Annotated in this window: 12 protein-coding genes and 2 pseudogenes; 9 read left to right on the forward strand and 5 right to left on the reverse strand. The window is 70.7% G+C overall.

Going from position 1 to position 14,548, the window contains the following annotated elements; all coding sequences use genetic code 11:
* Positions 1 to 4 precede the first annotated feature (4 nt).
* The 4 genes from ACQ86M_RS05550 (at position 5) to ACQ86M_RS05565 (ending at position 2,751) form a co-directional block, all read left to right on the forward strand.
* Positions 5 to 664 (forward strand): helix-turn-helix domain-containing protein, encoded by a 660-nt coding sequence (locus ACQ86M_RS05550; protein ID WP_431247349.1) that lies wholly within the window; start codon positions 5 to 7, stop codon positions 662 to 664.
* Positions 664 to 1,932, forward strand: a complete 1,269-nt coding sequence (locus ACQ86M_RS05555; RefSeq protein WP_431247350.1) for an MFS transporter — start codon at positions 664 to 666, stop codon at positions 1,930 to 1,932. Before ACQ86M_RS05550 ends, ACQ86M_RS05555 begins: the two co-directional genes overlap by 1 nt.
* Positions 1,929 to 2,114 (forward strand): hypothetical protein, encoded by a 186-nt coding sequence (locus tag ACQ86M_RS05560; protein ID WP_431221104.1) that lies wholly within the window; start codon positions 1,929 to 1,931, stop codon positions 2,112 to 2,114. Before ACQ86M_RS05555 ends, ACQ86M_RS05560 begins: the two co-directional genes overlap by 4 nt.
* Before the next feature lie 115 nt (positions 2,115 to 2,229).
* The gene (locus ACQ86M_RS05565) at positions 2,230 to 2,751 is read left to right on the forward strand and encodes a hypothetical protein (protein ID WP_431247351.1); all 522 of its coding nucleotides are present in this window, start codon (positions 2,230 to 2,232) and stop codon (positions 2,749 to 2,751) included.
* Positions 2,752 to 2,758: 7 nt separating this feature from the next.
* On the opposite strand, the gene ACQ86M_RS05570 is transcribed toward ACQ86M_RS05565, so the two are convergent.
* The 5 genes and pseudogenes from ACQ86M_RS05570 to ACQ86M_RS05590 form a co-directional block, all read right to left on the reverse strand.
* Positions 2,759 to 3,031 carry a hypothetical protein gene (locus ACQ86M_RS05570; RefSeq protein ID WP_431247352.1) on the reverse strand — a complete coding sequence of 91 codons (273 nt, stop codon included), beginning with the start codon at positions 3,029 to 3,031 and terminating at the stop codon, positions 2,759 to 2,761.
* The gene (locus ACQ86M_RS05575) at positions 3,031 to 3,504 is read right to left on the reverse strand and encodes a GNAT family N-acetyltransferase (protein WP_431221107.1); all 474 of its coding nucleotides are present in this window, start codon (positions 3,502 to 3,504) and stop codon (positions 3,031 to 3,033) included. The genes ACQ86M_RS05570 and ACQ86M_RS05575 overlap by 1 nt, the downstream gene beginning before the upstream one ends.
* A 70-nt stretch (positions 3,505 to 3,574) precedes the next feature.
* A complete protein-coding gene (locus ACQ86M_RS05580; protein ID WP_431247353.1) occupies positions 3,575 to 4,021 on the reverse strand; it encodes a GNAT family N-acetyltransferase in 447 nt (148 codons plus the stop codon).
* Positions 4,018 to 6,623, reverse strand: a pseudogene (gene valS / locus ACQ86M_RS05585) (valine--tRNA ligase). The gene ACQ86M_RS05580 and the pseudogene valS overlap by 4 nt, the downstream one beginning before the upstream one ends.
* 101 nt (positions 6,624 to 6,724) lie before the next feature.
* A complete protein-coding gene (locus ACQ86M_RS05590) occupies positions 6,725 to 8,047 on the reverse strand; it encodes an MFS transporter (RefSeq protein ID WP_431247354.1) in 1,323 nt (440 codons plus the stop codon).
* A gap of 65 nt (positions 8,048 to 8,112) precedes the next feature.
* On the opposite strand from ACQ86M_RS05590, the gene ACQ86M_RS05595 reads away from it, so the two are divergent.
* The 5 genes and pseudogenes from ACQ86M_RS05595 to ndk all read left to right on the forward strand — a co-directional run bounded on the left by ACQ86M_RS05595 (position 8,113) and on the right by ndk (position 14,539).
* On the forward strand, positions 8,113 to 8,751 hold the full coding sequence (locus tag ACQ86M_RS05595) for a TetR/AcrR family transcriptional regulator (protein WP_431247355.1): 639 nt from the start codon (positions 8,113 to 8,115) through the stop codon (positions 8,749 to 8,751).
* A gap of 218 nt (positions 8,752 to 8,969) precedes the next feature.
* Positions 8,970 to 12,322 (forward strand): annotated as a pseudogene (gene ileS, locus ACQ86M_RS05600) (isoleucine--tRNA ligase).
* Positions 12,319 to 13,686 carry a bifunctional folylpolyglutamate synthase/dihydrofolate synthase gene (locus ACQ86M_RS05605; protein WP_431247356.1) on the forward strand — a complete coding sequence of 456 codons (1,368 nt, stop codon included), beginning with the start codon at positions 12,319 to 12,321 and terminating at the stop codon, positions 13,684 to 13,686. Before ileS ends, ACQ86M_RS05605 begins: the two are co-directional and overlap by 4 nt.
* Positions 13,683 to 14,120: a DUF4233 domain-containing protein gene (locus ACQ86M_RS05610; protein ID WP_431221112.1), complete on the forward strand. Its 438-nt coding sequence runs from the start codon at positions 13,683 to 13,685 to the stop codon at positions 14,118 to 14,120. The genes ACQ86M_RS05605 and ACQ86M_RS05610 overlap by 4 nt, the downstream gene beginning before the upstream one ends.
* The gene (gene ndk / locus ACQ86M_RS05615) at positions 14,117 to 14,539 is read left to right on the forward strand and encodes a nucleoside-diphosphate kinase (RefSeq protein WP_431247357.1); all 423 of its coding nucleotides are present in this window, start codon (positions 14,117 to 14,119) and stop codon (positions 14,537 to 14,539) included. The genes ACQ86M_RS05610 and ndk overlap by 4 nt, the downstream gene beginning before the upstream one ends.
* The last annotated feature ends 9 nt before the right edge of the window (positions 14,540 to 14,548 follow it).

Below are 14,548 nucleotides of genomic sequence, written 5' to 3' on the forward strand. Positions count from 1 at the left end.
TCGCATGACGAACGACGAGCAGCCTGCGCAGAAGGCTCCGATCGGCGCTGCCGGAGGGAAGTTCCCGCACGAGGACGCGCTGGGGATGGCCGCGCTGCGGGCCCTCGCGCATCCGCTGCGGGTCGAGATCATGAACGAGCTCTCCGACTTCGGCCCGGCGACCGCCAGCATGCTGGCCGAGCGGCTGGGGGAGTCGAGCGGGGCCACGAGCTACCACCTGCGGCAGCTCGCCAAGCACGACATCATCGTCGAGGACACGGAGCGCGGCTCCGGCCGGGAGCGCTGGTGGCGCATGGCGCCGGGCGGCGTCACCATCGGCTCACCCGAGACCCTGGACACGCCGGCGGGCCGGGAGGCCAACGAGCTCATCTCGCTCGGCTGGCAGCAGAACAACGAGCGGCGGCTCTCCGCCTTCCTGCGCCGCGGGCTCGACACGTTCGGCTACGACTGGATGGAGTCGAGCACGCTCTCCACGTCGCACCTCGAGGTCACGCGTGAGCAGCTGGCCGAGTTCGGCCGCGAGTACTACGCGCTGCAGGAGCGGCTCAAGGAGAAGTGGAAGGCCGCCGCCGGGGAGGACGTCGTGGCCGACGCCGCCACGGACCGCAAGCGCGTGCAGATCCAATTCAACGCCTTCCCGCTGGTGGAGCAGGAGGACCGCTGATGTCCGCCCCAGCCGCTCCGCTCGGCCGCGGCTTCGCGCGCCTGTGGACGTCGGCGATCGCCAGCAACCTCGCCGACGGGCTCGGCCGCACCGCGGTGCCGCTGATCGCGACAACGCTCACCCGCGACCCGGCGCTGATCGCCGGCGTCTCGGCGGTGACGTTCCTGCCCTGGCTGCTGTTCGGCATCCCCGCCGGGATGCTGCTCGACCGGGTGGACCGGCGCATCGCGATGGCGGTCGCCAACACCCTGCGCTTCGCCGTCGCCACGCTGCTGGCCGTGCTGGTCACGACGGACACGCTGACGATCTGGCTGCTGTACGCCTGCGTCCTCGCCTTCGGGCTGGGGGAGACCGTGTTCGACAACGCGACGACCACCGTCGTGCCGGCGCTCGTGAGCCGCGCCCAGTTGGACCGCGCGAACGGGCGGATGCAGTCGGCCGAGATCACCATCCAGAACTTCGTCGCGACGCCGGTCGCGGGCTTCCTCTTCGCCGTCGCCATCGTGCTGCCGGTCTGGCTGACCGGGGCGGGGTTCCTCGTCGCCGGGCTGCTGGCGCTCACCATCCCTGCGGCGGCCGCCCATGCGCACCGCCGCGGTGACGAGGCCGCCCCGGGCACGGTCGCCGGTGCAGGCGACCGGCCCCCGCTCTCGGGCGTCGTCCGCTTCCTGTGGGACAACCGCTTCCTGCGGTGGATGATCGTGCTCACTTCCATCACGGCGTCCGCGCTGGCGTTCGCGCAGGGGAGCGTCGTGCTCCTGCTGCTGCAGACCTTCGCCGTGCCCGCCGCGCTGATCGGCGTCGTCACGGCCGCCGTCGGGGTGGGCGCCCTGGTCGGCGCGCTCGTCTCCAGCCGGTTCGTCGCCCGGTTCGGCCGCGGACGTGTCATGTTCTGGGCGATCCTCGTCAGCGGCGTCGGCATCCTCGGGGTGGGGCTGACCGCGAACGTGTTCGTCGCGATCGCCGCCTATGCGGTCGGCGCCTGCGGCGTGGCCGTCTGGAACGTCCCGTGGGGCGCGCTCCGCCAGGCCATCATCCCGGGCGCCATGCTCGGCCGCGCGCTCGGCATCGTCCGCACCATCGGCTGGGGGCTGACCCCCATCGCAACCGTCCTGGGCGGCTTCGTCGCCCGCATCGACCTCCGGCTGCCGTTCGTCATCGGCGGCGGGCTGGTGGCCGTCCTGACGCTCGTCGCGTCGCGCCTGATCCTGTCGGCATCCACGCAGGTGCCGGCCGCCGAACCCGTCCCGGAAGGACAACCGTCATGACCGCCGTCGTCGTCTCCGCGTACCGCCCGCTGACCCACCGCGTCGCGCACCGCCTCGGCCGAGCGCTCACCGCCTGGGCCGAGCGCCCGCTCGCGCGCGAGCCGTTCCACGCCGAGCGCATCGCGCGCATCGAGACCGCGCGCGACTCCGCCGCCCGCGCCCTGCCCCAGCTCCCGCGCTGACACCGTCGGAGATTCGCACGTCTCAGCATCGAATCTCCCGCCGGACTGCCCATCGAAGGAGATTCGCGACCCGATCTCCTTCGATCCGCAGGCAGCGGGTGGCTAAGCTCCGGGCATGAGCGATTCCCGCCCCATCGTCGTCGCAGCCGGCTGGATACTGCTTGCACTCTGCCTCGCTGCGGCAAGCGCTGCCGTCCTCATCGCGTCCACCGGCGGCCGCAGCGCGTGGCTTCTGTTCCTGGGGGCTCTGGTGCTCGGGGTGTGGGCGGTGTTCCTGTTCATCGCGCTCAGCCGTGACCCCACCCGTCGAAAGCCCTCGGGTCGCCCGGGCGCGGTGGTGACGACCCACACGCTCGCGTTCGAAGTGGGCGAGCGCGAGAAGCACTCGGTCGTCTTCACGTTCGACCAGATGTGGGGATGGCTGACCATCACCGTGGACGACAGGATGATCGCACGAAAGTTCATCACTTTCAGCTTCCGCCTGCTGCGGGTCTTCGAGTTCGTCGTGGGCGGAGCAGAACCGCATACCGTTCGAATCGAGAAGTCCCGGCCGCTGCTCGTGTCGTTCGCCCGCCCTCAGCCGACGCGCGCTTTCTGCGACGGCGTGCTCGTCGCCGAGGCCAGCGGGGTCGCCTAGCGAGCCCTTACGCCTCGTCCTCTTCGTAGTCCGACGCATCCACCTCGATGGGCTGCGTGATCGTCGCCGAGTCCTCGGTGGGGTTGTAGTGGATCTCGGTGCCGTCGTCGAGCGTGACGACCGGCTTCGACTCCAGCCACGTGAGCGTCCAGTTCCAGCCGGTCGTCTCGACGTCGGTGGCGACGAGCTCCGCCTCGACCGTCTGCACCGCGTATGCGACGACCTCGGGGAGGGATGCGGGCGCCTGGTCGCCGACGGACCAGCGGGTGCCGAGCTGCATCAGGCGCGTCCCGCCTCGGCGCGGGCGGTCGCGAGGTCGATCTCGTAGGTGACCCACTGCGTGCGGTTCGCGACGGCGTCGTAGAGCTTCTGGGCGGTGGAGTTGTCGTGCGCGGTGATCCACTGCACGACGCCGAGCCCGCGCTCCTCGGCGAGGGAGCGGGCGTGCTGGATGAGCGCGCCGCCGACGCCCTTGCCGCGCTCCTCCTCCACCACGAACAGGTCGTCGAGGAAGAGTCCGCGGTCGCCCTCGAGCGGGCGGGCGAATTCGCGCACGTGGGCGAGTCCGACGATGCGGTCGCCGTCGACGGCCACGTAGCCGTTCTCCTCGTGCTCCGGCGCGGTCAGCCAGGACCACAGCACGAGCGCCTTCTGGTCGGTCAGCTGGGTGTCGTAGAACTCGGCGTACTTGGCGTACACGTCGAGCCAGGCGAAGAAATCGCCGTCCTTGACCGGTCGAACCTCGATCGACATGGATTCCTCCGTTCGCAGTGCGCCCCGGGCTGTGAGTTCGGCGCGTGTTCCGACCATATCGCGGTCGCGTTCAGGGGACGAGGTCGTAGGTGACCCACTTGGTCTTCTCCGCGAACCTGTCGTACAGGCGGCGGGCGGTCTCGTTGTCCTTCGCCGTGATCCACCGGACCACGGAGAGGCCGCGCTCGCGCGCCTGGTCCCGGAGGGCGTCGAGCAGGGCGGCGCCCGCTCCGGCGCCGCGCGCATCCGGCGACACGAACAGGTCGTCGAGGTACAGACCCTTGCTGCCGTCGAGGGGACGGACGAACTCGCGCACGTGCGCCAGGCCGACCGGCGCGCCCTCGTCGTCCACGGCGAAGTACGCCTCGAGCTCGTTCTCCGGGTCGGAGATCCAGCTCCACACCAGCAGCGCCTTCTCGTCGGTGATCGGCTGCTCGTAGAACTCGCCGTAGCCCGCGTAGAGGTCGAGCCAGGTGAAGAACTCGTTGTCCTGCACGCGCCGGACGGTCGTGGTCATCGTTCCTCCTCGCTCGGTGCCGAGGCCAGCAGGATATCGGTGACCCCGAGCTCGTCGGCGGAGGCGAACCGCAGGTCGGCGATTCTGCCGACCGAGCGCAGGTCGCCGGCGGCGGATTCGACGGCCGCGATCTCGGCGTCGGGCCCGGCGATCACGGCCGAGTCGACCGGGGTGCGCTGTGACGCCTTGGCGGCGGTCTTCGCGCCGCGGATGCCGGTCAGGGCGCGGCCCACGATCGCGAGCACCTCGCGGTCGGAGCTCCAGTCCCCGGCGACCTCACCGGCCTCCGGCCACGGGGCGACGTGCACCGAGCCCTCCTGGAACCAGCTCCATGCCTCCTCGGTCGCGAACGGCAGTACCGGGGCGAACAGGCGCAGGAAGGCGGTGAGCGCCACGCGCAGGGCGACGACGGCGGAGGTCTTGCCGGCCGAGTCCTCGCCGTAGGCGCGCTCCTTCACGAGCTCCAGGTAGTCGTCGCAGAACGTCCAGAAGAACGTCTCGGCGGTCTCCAGGGCGCGGGCGTGGTCGTAGCCGTCGAGCGCCGCGGTGGCGTCGGCGACGACGCCGGCGAGGTTCTGCAGCATGCTCCGGTCGAGCGGGCTGGTCACCTGGGCGAGGTCGAGCGAGGCGGGCGCGTCGAAGCCGAGGATGAACTTGGCCGCGTTGAGCAGCTTGATCGCCAGGCGGCGACCGATCTTGATCTGGGTCGGGTTCTGCGGGTCGAATGCGGCGTCGGTTCCGAGCCGGCTGGAGGCCGCCCAGTACCGCACGGCGTCCGAGCCGTGGCGCTCCAGGATGTCGGCGGGCGTCACGACGTTGCCCTTCGACTTCGACATCTTCTTGCGGTCGGGGTCGACGATGAAGCCGGAGAGCGCCGCGTTCGTCCAGGGCGCCACATCCCCCTCGAGCTTCGCGCGGAGGAGGGTCGAGAACAGCCAGGTGCGGATGATGTCCTGGCCCTGGGGGCGCAGGTCGAACGGGAAGACGGCGTCGAAGAGGTCCTGGTCGCGCATCCAGCCGCCGGCGAGCTGCGGGGTGAGGGAGGACGTCATCCAGGTGTCCATCACGTCGTGCTCGCCGACGAAGCCGCCGGCCTGACCGCGCTGCGCCTCGTCGTAGCCGGGAGCGGTGTCGGACGACGGGTCGACGGGGAGCAGGTCCTCCGTCGGGACGATCGGCTGGTCGAACACCGGGTTGCCGTCGGCGTCGAGCGGGTACCAGATCGGGATCGGGACGCCGAAGAAGCGCTGGCGCGAGATCAGCCAGTCGCCGGTGAGACCGTTGACCCAGTTCTCGTACCGCACGCGCATGAAGTCCGGGTGCCAGTCGATCTCGCGGCCGAGCTCGATCAGGCGGGCTCGCAGCTCCTCGTCGCGGGCGCCGTTCTTGACGTACCACTGGCGGGTCGAGACGATCTCGAGCGGCTTGTCGCCCTTCTCGAAGAACTTCACCGGGTGCTGGATGGGCTTGGGCTCGCCCTGCAGGTCGCCGGAGGCGCGAAGCAGCTCCACCACGGCCTGCTTCGCCGAGAACACCGTCTTGCCGGCGAGCTGGGCGTACGCCTCGCGGCCGGCGTCCGACGTGATGGCCGCAGGCGGCTCGGGAAGGATGCGTCCGTCGAAGCCGATGATCGCGCGGTTCGGGAGGTCGAGCTCGCGCCACCAGGTCACGTCCGTGATGTCGCCGAACGTGCAGATCATGGCGATGCCCGATCCCTTCTCCGGCTGCGCCAGGTGGTGCGCGACCACGGGCACCTCGACGTCGAAGAGGGGGTGCGGACGGTCGTGCCGAACAGCGGCTGGTATCGCTCGTCGTCGGGATGCGCCACCAGCGCCACGCACGCGGGCAGCAGCTCCGGGCGGGTGGTCTCGATGTAGACGGGGCCGTCGGCGCCGTGGAACGCGACGCGGTGGTACGCGCTCGGCTGATCGCGGTCCTCCAGCTCGGCCTGGGCCACGGCCGTGCGGAACGTGATGTCCCACAGCGTCGGCGCCTGCGCCTGATACGCCTCGCCGCGCTCGATGTTGCGCAGGAACGCCAGCTGGGAGGTTCGGATCGAGTCGCGCCCGATGGTGCGGTAGGTCTGCGACCAGTCCACCGAGAGGCCGAGGGTGCGCCAGAGCGCCTCGAACTGCTTCTCGTCCTCCTCGGTCAGCCGCTCGCACAGCTCGATGAAGTTGCGGCGCGAGATCGGCTTCTGGTCGGCGGCCTTCGTGCTCTTGTTGTCGCCGCCCTCGAAGGGAGGGGTGAAGTCGGCGTCGTAGGGGAGCGACGGGTCGCAGCGCACGCCGTAGTAGTTCTGGACGCGGCGCTCGGTCGGCAGGCCGTTGTCGTCCCAGCCCATCGGGTAGAAGACCTTGCGCCCGCGCATCCGCTGGAACCGGGCGATCACATCCGTGTGCGTGTAGCTGAAGACGTGGCCGATGTGCAGCGAGCCGGAGGCGGTGGGCGGAGGGGTGTCGATCGAGTAGACCCCGTCGCGGCCGGCGGCGAGCGCCGCGTCGCGGTCGAACCGGAAGGTGCCGTCGGTCTGCCAGCGGTCACCCCATCGGGACTCCAGCCCCTCCAGCGCGGGCTTGTCCGGAACGTTCTGGGCGCTCATGGGGGTCCTCCGATTCGATATATGCGGCACCGTGTCGTCGAGGTGCCTGAGTGTGGGATCCGGTCAAGCCTACCGAATCCCGCACTCACGCCCGAAAAGGATCAGACCTCGTCGACGATCGGCTTCCGCCGTGCGGCGAACAGGGCCGCGACCAGGGTGATCAGCGACATGACCACCAGAACGATGCCCGGGTGCCACCACGCGTTGCCGGTCGCCAGGCCGAACACCAGGGTGAGGGCGGGCACGAAGGAGGTGATCAGCGCCGCGAGGCTGTACGCGACGGAGAGGCCGCTGTAGCGCACGTCGCTCGGGAACAGGTCGGACATCAGCCCGCCGAGACCCGCCCACGACAGCGTCGGCAGGATGCCGCCGACGATCATGCTGCCGACCAGCACGGCGAAGGAGGCCGACTGCAGCAGGAAGTACATCGGGAAGGCGACCAGCAGCGTCCCGATCGCGCCGATAGCGACGACCTTCGCCGAGCCGATGCGCGTCGCCCAGAGGCCGAACAGCGGGATGGTGACCAGCTGCAGCAGGCCGCCGATGGTCGTCGCGACCAGCAGGTCCTGGTACTTGAAGCCCAGCACCGCGGTGCCGTAGTCGACCATGTACGTGTTCATCAGCGAGTACGAGCCGATGCCGAGCACCGCGGCGCCGATCCCGATCACGAAGCCGCTGGGGGCCTTGCGGAAGACGTCGAGCACCGGGAAGCGGTCGCGCGTGCCGGTCTCCAGCAGCTTGCGGAACACCGGGGTCTCGTCGATCGACCAGCGCAGGTAGAGCGACACGAGCAGCAGCGGGAACGCCGTCAGGAAGGGGATGCGCCATCCCCACGCCGCGATGTCCGCCGTCGACAGGGTGAGCGTGAGCACGATGAACACGACGGCGCTCAGGATGGAGCCGACCGGCGAGCCGAGCTGGGGGAGCGCCGCGTAGAACCCGCGCCGCTTCGGGTTCGCATACTCGGTCGCGAGCAGGATGGAGCCGCCCCACTCGCCGCCGACCGAGAAGCCCTGCAGCAGGCGCAGCAGCACGATCGCGATCGCGCCGAACCATCCGGCCGCGGCGTAGGTCGGGAGCACGCCGACCAGACCCGTGCTGATCCCCATGATCAGGATGGTGATGAGCAGCGTCGGGCGGCGTCCGATCCGGTCGCCCAGGTTGCCGAAGACGACCGCGCCGATCGGGCGGATGACGAACCCGGCCGCGATCGCCAGGAAGCCGGCCAGCGCGCCGCCGAACGCGCCGAGCGGCGCGAAGAAGAGGGGGCCGACGAAGAAGGCGGCGAAGTATGCGTACAGGTAGAAGTCGTACGACTCGAGCGCGGTGCCGACGAACGACGCGATGGTGACGCGGCGCGCGGTGCCCGGGGTGATCCCCGGGCGGTCGGTGTCGCTGACGACGGGGGTTGCGGTGGTAGTCACGGGTGTCCTTCTGAACGGAATAGAATCTGGACCGGGTCCAATAATGGCACGGAAGGGAACGCAGGATGGCCGTCGCGCATTCCGCACGCACGTCCGCCGCCGGCCGGCCGCGATCGTCGTCGCGGGCGATGATCGCCGAGGCGGCCGCCGAGCTGTTCCTCGAGCGCACGTACCCCGGCACCACCGTCGACGACATCGCCCGCCGCGCGGGCGTCAGCCGGGCCACCTTCTTCAACTACTTCGGCGCGAAGAGCGACCTGCTCTGGGTCGAAGTGGATGAGGCGCTCGCCGCGTTCGACGGCACGCTCGCCTCCGCGCCGCCCGACGCCGCCCCGATGGATGCGGTGCTCGACGCGCTCACCCGACTCGCCGACGGCTTCGGGCCCGGCCGGCTGCCGCTCGCGGTGACGCAGGTGGAGCTGATGGGGACGGATGCGGAACTGCAGGCCTCGGCGCTGCCCCGGTTCCTGGCGCTGGTGCGCAGGCTGGAGGCGTTCATCGCCGCCCGCGCGGGCCTCGCGCCGGACGCGCTCCTGCCCCGTGCCGCCGCGACCGCCGTCGTCGGCGCGGCCGTCTCGGCGGCGGCGGCCTGGGCGCGCGCCGGCGTCCGCCGCGGGCCGCTCACCCCGCTCGTCCGCACCGCCGTCGCCCCCGTGTGCGCGGGCTACGCGCCCGTCCTCCACGGGTCGTCCGGAAGCCGGTAGACTGGATGCACAGACACTGACCCGGCCATCACCGGCGAGTCTTCGGAAGAACGGCGTGAGAGCGCCCAGTAGAACCGAACGGGAGCGGCCCGTCACAGCCGGACGATGAGAGGCCCTCCCCGGCGACGGAGGCGGAGCGGGCAAGCGGGGTGGTACCGCGACGGGCGTGCGAGCGTCCGGCGTCCTCGTGCAGCACGTGAGAACCTGCCAGGAGTGAGATGCCGTACCCCAAGTCGTCGCCCGACGCCGGCGAGCCGCAGCGCCCGGAGGCGCAGCGCCCCGACGTGACCGCGAGCCCGGTCTTCCCCGAGATCGAGACCGACGTCCTGAAGTTCTGGGACGAGGACGGCACCTTCCGCGCATCCATCGACAACCGCGACGGCGCCGAGGAGTGGGTCTTCTACGACGGCCCGCCGTTCGCGAACGGCCTTCCGCACTACGGCCACCTGCTGACCGGCTACGCGAAGGACGTGTTCCCGCGCTTCCAGACCATGCGCGGCAAGAAGGTGGAGCGCCGCTTCGGCTGGGACACGCACGGCCTGCCCGCCGAGCTCGAGGCCGAGCGGCAGCTCGGCATCACCGACAAGAGCCAGATCGAGGAGATGGGGCTCGCCGCGTTCAACCAGGCGGCGAAGGACTCGGTGCTCCGTTACACCCGGGAGTGGCGCGAGTACGTCACCCGCCAGGCGCGCTGGGTCGACTTCGACAACGACTACAAGACGCTCGACACCACCTACATGGAGTCGGTGATCTGGGCGTTCAAGCAGCTGCACGAGAAGGGCCTCGCCTACGAGGGCTACCGCGTGCTGCCGTACTGCTGGCGCGACCAGACCCCGCTGTCGAACCACGAGCTGCGGATGGACGACGACGTCTACAAGATGCGTCAGGACCAGACCGTCACGGTGACCTTTCCGCTCGTCGGCGAGAAGGCGGAGGTGCTCGGCCTGACCGGCGTGCGCGCCCTCGCCTGGACGACCACGCCGTGGACGCTCCCGACGAACTTCGCCCTCGCCGTGGGGCCCGACATCGCGTACGCCGTGCTGCCGTCCGGCCCGAACGGCGCAGCCGACTCGTACGGGACCCCCGACCAGGAGGTGCTGAGCGGCCGCTACCTGCTCGCCACGAGCCTGGTCGGCAACTATGCGAAGGACCTCGGCTACGAGTCCGCGGCCGACGCTCTCGCAGCCGTCACGGGCACCGTCCTCGGCTCCGAGCTCGCCGACGTCGAGTACGACCGGCTCTGGGACTACTACGCCGACACCGAGAAGTGGGGCACGCAGAACGCGTGGCGCATCCTCGTCGACGACTACGTCACGGTCGAGGACGGAACCGGCATCGTCCACCAGGCGCCCGCCTACGGCGAGGACGACCAGCGCGTCACCGAGAAGGCCGGAATCCCGGTCATCATCTCGGTCGACGACGGCGGCCGCTTCCTGTCCGACGTCCCCGACGTCGCCGGGCTGCAGGTGTTCGACGCGAACAAGCCGCTGACCCGGCTGCTCAAGGAGCAGGGCCGGCTGCTGCGACAGGCGAGCTACGAGCACTCGTACCCGCACTGCTGGCGCTGCCGCAACCCGCTCATCTACAAGGCGGTTTCGAGCTGGTTCGTGCGGGTCACCGACTTCCGCGACCGGATGGGCGAGCTCAACCAGCAGATCACCTGGGTGCCCGAGAACGTCAAGGACGGCCAGTTCGGCAAGTGGCTCGCCGGCGCCCGCGACTGGTCGGTCTCGCGCAACCGGTACTTCGGCTCGCCGATCCCGGTGTGGAAGAGCGACGACCCCGAGTACCCGCGCGTGGATGTGTACGGCTCGCTCGAGGAGCTGGAGCGCGACTTCGGCCGCCTGCCGCTGAACGCCGCGGGGGAGCCCGACCTGCACCGTCCCTTCATCGACGAGCTGACACGCCCGAACCCCGACGACCCGACCGGTCGCTCCACGATGCGCCGCATCCCGGACGTGCTGGACGTCTGGTTCGACTCCGGGTCGATGCCGTTCGCCCAGGTGCACTACCCGTTCGAGAACCGCGACTGGTTCGACACGCACAACCCGGCCGACTTCATCGTCGAGTACATCGGGCAGACGCGCGGCTGGTTCTACCTGCTGCACACGCTCGCCACGGCGCTGTTCGACCGGCCGGCGTTCAAGAACGTGATCAGCCACGGCATCGTGCTCGGCAGCGACGGGCAGAAGATGTCGAAGTCGCTGCGCAACTACCCGGACGTCAACGAGGTCTTCGACCGCGACGGGTCGGACGCGATGCGCTGGTTCCTCATGTCGAGCCCGGTGCTGCGCGGCGGCAACCTGGTCGTCACCGAGGAGGGCATCCGCGAGGGCGTCCGCCAGGTGCTGCTCCCGCTGTGGAACACCTGGTACTTCTTCTCGCTGTATGCCAACGCGACGGGGTACGAGGCCAAGCGCTCCACCGCGTCCACCGACGTGCTCGACCGCTACCTGCTCGCCAAGACGCGCGACCTGGTGGAGGCCGTCACGGCCGACCTGGACGGGCTGGACTCGACGCTCGCCGCCGCCAAGCTGCGTGACTTCGCCGACGTGCTCACCAACTGGTACGTGCGCCGCTCGCGCGACCGGTTCTGGGCGGGCGTCGACGAGAACGGCACCGGCACCGAGGCGTTCGACACGCTCTACACCGTGCTCGAGACGCTCACCCGCGTCGCCGCTCCGCTGCTGCCGCTGGTCACCGAGCGGATCTGGAAGGACCTCACCGGCGGCCGCTCCGTGCACCTCACGGACTGGCCGGAGGCGGCGGAGTTCCCGGCCGACGACGCCCTGGTGGATGCGATGGACCGCATCCGCGCGATCAGCTCCACCGCGCTGTCCCTGCGCAAGCAGGCCGGCCGCCGCGTGCGCCTGCCGCTCGCGTCCCTGACGGTGGTGGCCGAGAACGCGGAGGCGCTGCGTCCGTTCGAGGGCATCCTGCGCGACGAGCTCAACGTCAAGGCGATCGAACTGGTCGAGCTGCAGGACGACAGCGCCGCCCGCTACGGCATCACGAGCAAGCTGACCGTGAACGCCCGTGCGGCCGGTCCGCGCCTCGGCAAGCAGGTGCAGCAGGTCATCCAGGCCGCGCGTGCCGGCGACTGGACCGAGGCGGACGGCGTCGTGACCGTCGGCGGCATCGAGCTGACCGAGGGCGAGTACGACCTCGTGCTCGAGACCGCGGGGGCGGGGACGACTCCTCGGCTCTCGCGCTGCTCGCCGGCGGCGGCTTCGTGCTGCTCGACACGGCGACCACGCCCGAGCTCGAGGCGGAGGGCCTGGCGCGCGACATCATCCGCGCCGTGCAGGACACCCGCAAGGCGGCCGGGCTCGACGTGAGCGACCGCATCCGGCTCAGTCTGACGTTCGAGCACGAGGACGACGCGCGTGCGCTCGGCCTCGCGGGCGACGTCGACATCGCGACCGAGACGCTGGCCCTGGCGGTGCAGGTCTCCGCCGCGGGAGCATCGACCGACGAGGCCGGCTTCGCCCAGGGCTTCGACGCGGGGCAGTTCGCCAACGCCGGCGCGTTCACCGTCGGCGTGACCAAGGTGGAAGGAGACGCGGCGTGACCGACGAGGACGACTACCGCGACCGGGCGGACGCGGTCTACCAGGCCCTGCTCGCCCGCGTCGGCGAGGGCGCGCCCGAGCGGCGGCTGGATGCCACCCGCCGGGCCGTCGAGCTGCTGGGCGACCCGCAGCGGGCGTACCCGATCATCCATATCACCGGAACCAACGGAAAGACGTCGACGAGCCGCATCGCCGAGAGCCTGCTGCGCGCTTACGGGCTGCGCACCGGGCTCCTGACGAGCCCGCACCTGGTGCGCTTCAACGAGCGCATCGTCATCGACGGCGAGCCGATCGACGACGAGTCGCTGGTGCGCAACTGGGAGGACATCAGCCCGTACCTCGACATCGTGGATGCCGAGCTCGAGGAGCAGGGCAAGGCCCCGCTGACCTTCTTCGAGGCGCTCACCGCGTTGGCGTACGCGGCCTTCGCGGACGCACCCGTCGACGTCGCCGTGATCGAGGTCGGGATGGGCGGTGAGTGGGACTCCACGAACGTCGGCGACGGCCAGGTGGCCGTGTTCACGCCGATCGCGCTCGACCACACCAAGGCGCTCGGCGACACGGTCGAGGAGATCGCGCGCACCAAGTCCGGCATCATCAAGCCGTCCGCCGACGTCGTGTCGTCCGCGCAGACGCCCCAAGCCGACCGGGTGCTGCGCGAGGCGTCCGAGCTCACCGAGTCGACGTTCGCCGAGCAGCCGCGCGACTTCGATGTCGCGGCCACCCGCGTCGCCGTCGGCGGCCAGCTCGTCACGGTGCGCGGACGCGCGGCGACGTACGAGGACGTGTTCCTGCCCCTCTACGGCGACCACCAGGCGCAGAACGCCGCGGTCGCCGTGGCGGCGGTCGAGACCTTCCTCGGCCGGGGCACGCAGCCGCTCAAGACGGACCTCGTGGAGGAGGGGTTCGCCACGGCGACCTCGCCCGGGCGGCTCCAGCTGATCGGCATCGAGCCGAGCATCCTCGTCGACGCCGCCCACAACCCGGCCGGCGCGCAGACGCTCGCCGACGCCCTGCGCAGCTACTTCGACTTCGACGAGATCACGTTCGTCGTCGGCATCCTGGGCGACAAGGATGCGCGCGGCGTCATCCGCGCGCTCGCTCCCGTCGCCACGCAGTTCTTCGTCACGCAGCCCGATTCGGAGCGGGCGCGCGACGCGGAGGACTTCGGGGACCTCGTCCGCGACGAGGTGGGGGACGAGGCGACGATCGTCTACTCCGACCCCATCGACGCGCTCGAGTCGGCCCGCGACTGGGCCGGAGAGGCGCCCAAGCGCGCGGTCGTCGTCGCCGGCAGCATCGTGCTCGTCGGCCAGGCGATGGCGTACGCCGAGGAGCAGGAGTGGAAGCAGGCCGCGTCGTGACCGACGCTCCTGCACCGGCGCCCGGGGACGACGGCGCAGCCGAGCAGGCTGCGCGCAGGCCGCGCCGTCAACGGTCCCTGCGCGAGCTGCTCGGCTCCATCGTGCTCGGCTTCGAGCTGCTCGTCGTCTTCCTCGGCGCCCTGGTGCTGTGGGGCCTGCACGCCCTGCCCGCCTGGGTGGCTCTCGGCGGGGGAGCCGCGCTCATCGTGCTGATGATCGTGGCGATCGGCCTGCTGCGGAACACCGTGGGTGTCGTCCTCGGCTGGATCGTGCAGGTGGTCATCGTCGCCGCCGGCATCCTCGTCCCCGCCTTCTTCATCGTCGGCGCGATCTTCACCGCCATGTGGGCGTACTGCATGATCGCCGCCGCACGCATCGACCGAAACAATCAGGCGGCCGCCCGTGCGGCCGACAACGGAACGGAGAACCCATGACCAGCGCCGTCGAAGAGACCCTCGTCCTCGTCAAGCCCGACGGGGTGGCCCGCAGCCTGACCGGCGAGATCCTGCGCCGCATCGAGGCCAAGGGCTACTCGCTCGTCGACCTGCGGATGCTGCAGGCCGACCGCGACCTGCTCGCCCAGCACTACGCCGAGCACGAGGGCAAGCCGTTCTACGAGCCGCTGGTGGAGTTCATGGAGTCCGGCCCCATCGTGGCCATCCGGCTCGCCGGCAACCGCGTGATCGAGGGCTTCCGCTCGCTGGCCGGCGCGACCGACCCGACCACCGCCGCGCCCGGCACGATCCGCGGCGACCTGGCGCGCGACTGGGGGCTGAAGGTGCAGCAGAACCTGGTGCACGGCTCCGACTCGCCCGAGTCCGCGCAGCGCGAGCTCGCCCTCTGGTTCGGCTGACCGGCACCT

Origin of the sequence: Leifsonia xyli subsp. cynodontis, assembly GCF_050632205.1 — a bacterium.
Classification (GTDB): Bacteria; Actinomycetota; Actinomycetes; order Actinomycetales; family Microbacteriaceae; genus Leifsonia; species Leifsonia xyli_D.

Bases quoted from the DNA above. Each gene is read 5' to 3' on its own strand.
- ACQ86M_RS05550 (WP_431247349.1), top strand. From the start codon at position 5: ATGACGAACGACGAGCAGCCTGCGCAGAAGGCTCCGATCGGCGCTGCC.
- ACQ86M_RS05555 (WP_431247350.1), top strand. From the start codon at position 664: ATGTCCGCCCCAGCCGCTCCGCTCGGCCGCGGCTTCGCGCGCCTGTGG.
- ACQ86M_RS05560 (WP_431221104.1), top strand. From the start codon at position 1,929: ATGACCGCCGTCGTCGTCTCCGCGTACCGCCCGCTGACCCACCGCGTC.
- ACQ86M_RS05565 (WP_431247351.1), top strand. From the start codon at position 2,230: ATGAGCGATTCCCGCCCCATCGTCGTCGCAGCCGGCTGGATACTGCTT.
- ACQ86M_RS05570 (WP_431247352.1), bottom strand. From the start codon at position 3,031: ATGCAGCTCGGCACCCGCTGGTCCGTCGGCGACCAGGCGCCCGCATCC.
- ACQ86M_RS05575 (WP_431221107.1), bottom strand. From the start codon at position 3,504: ATGTCGATCGAGGTTCGACCGGTCAAGGACGGCGATTTCTTCGCCTGG.
- ACQ86M_RS05580 (WP_431247353.1), bottom strand. From the start codon at position 4,021: ATGACCACGACCGTCCGGCGCGTGCAGGACAACGAGTTCTTCACCTGG.
- ACQ86M_RS05595 (WP_431247355.1), top strand. From the start codon at position 8,113: ATGGCCGTCGCGCATTCCGCACGCACGTCCGCCGCCGGCCGGCCGCGA.
- ndk (WP_431247357.1), top strand. From the start codon at position 14,117: ATGACCAGCGCCGTCGAAGAGACCCTCGTCCTCGTCAAGCCCGACGGG.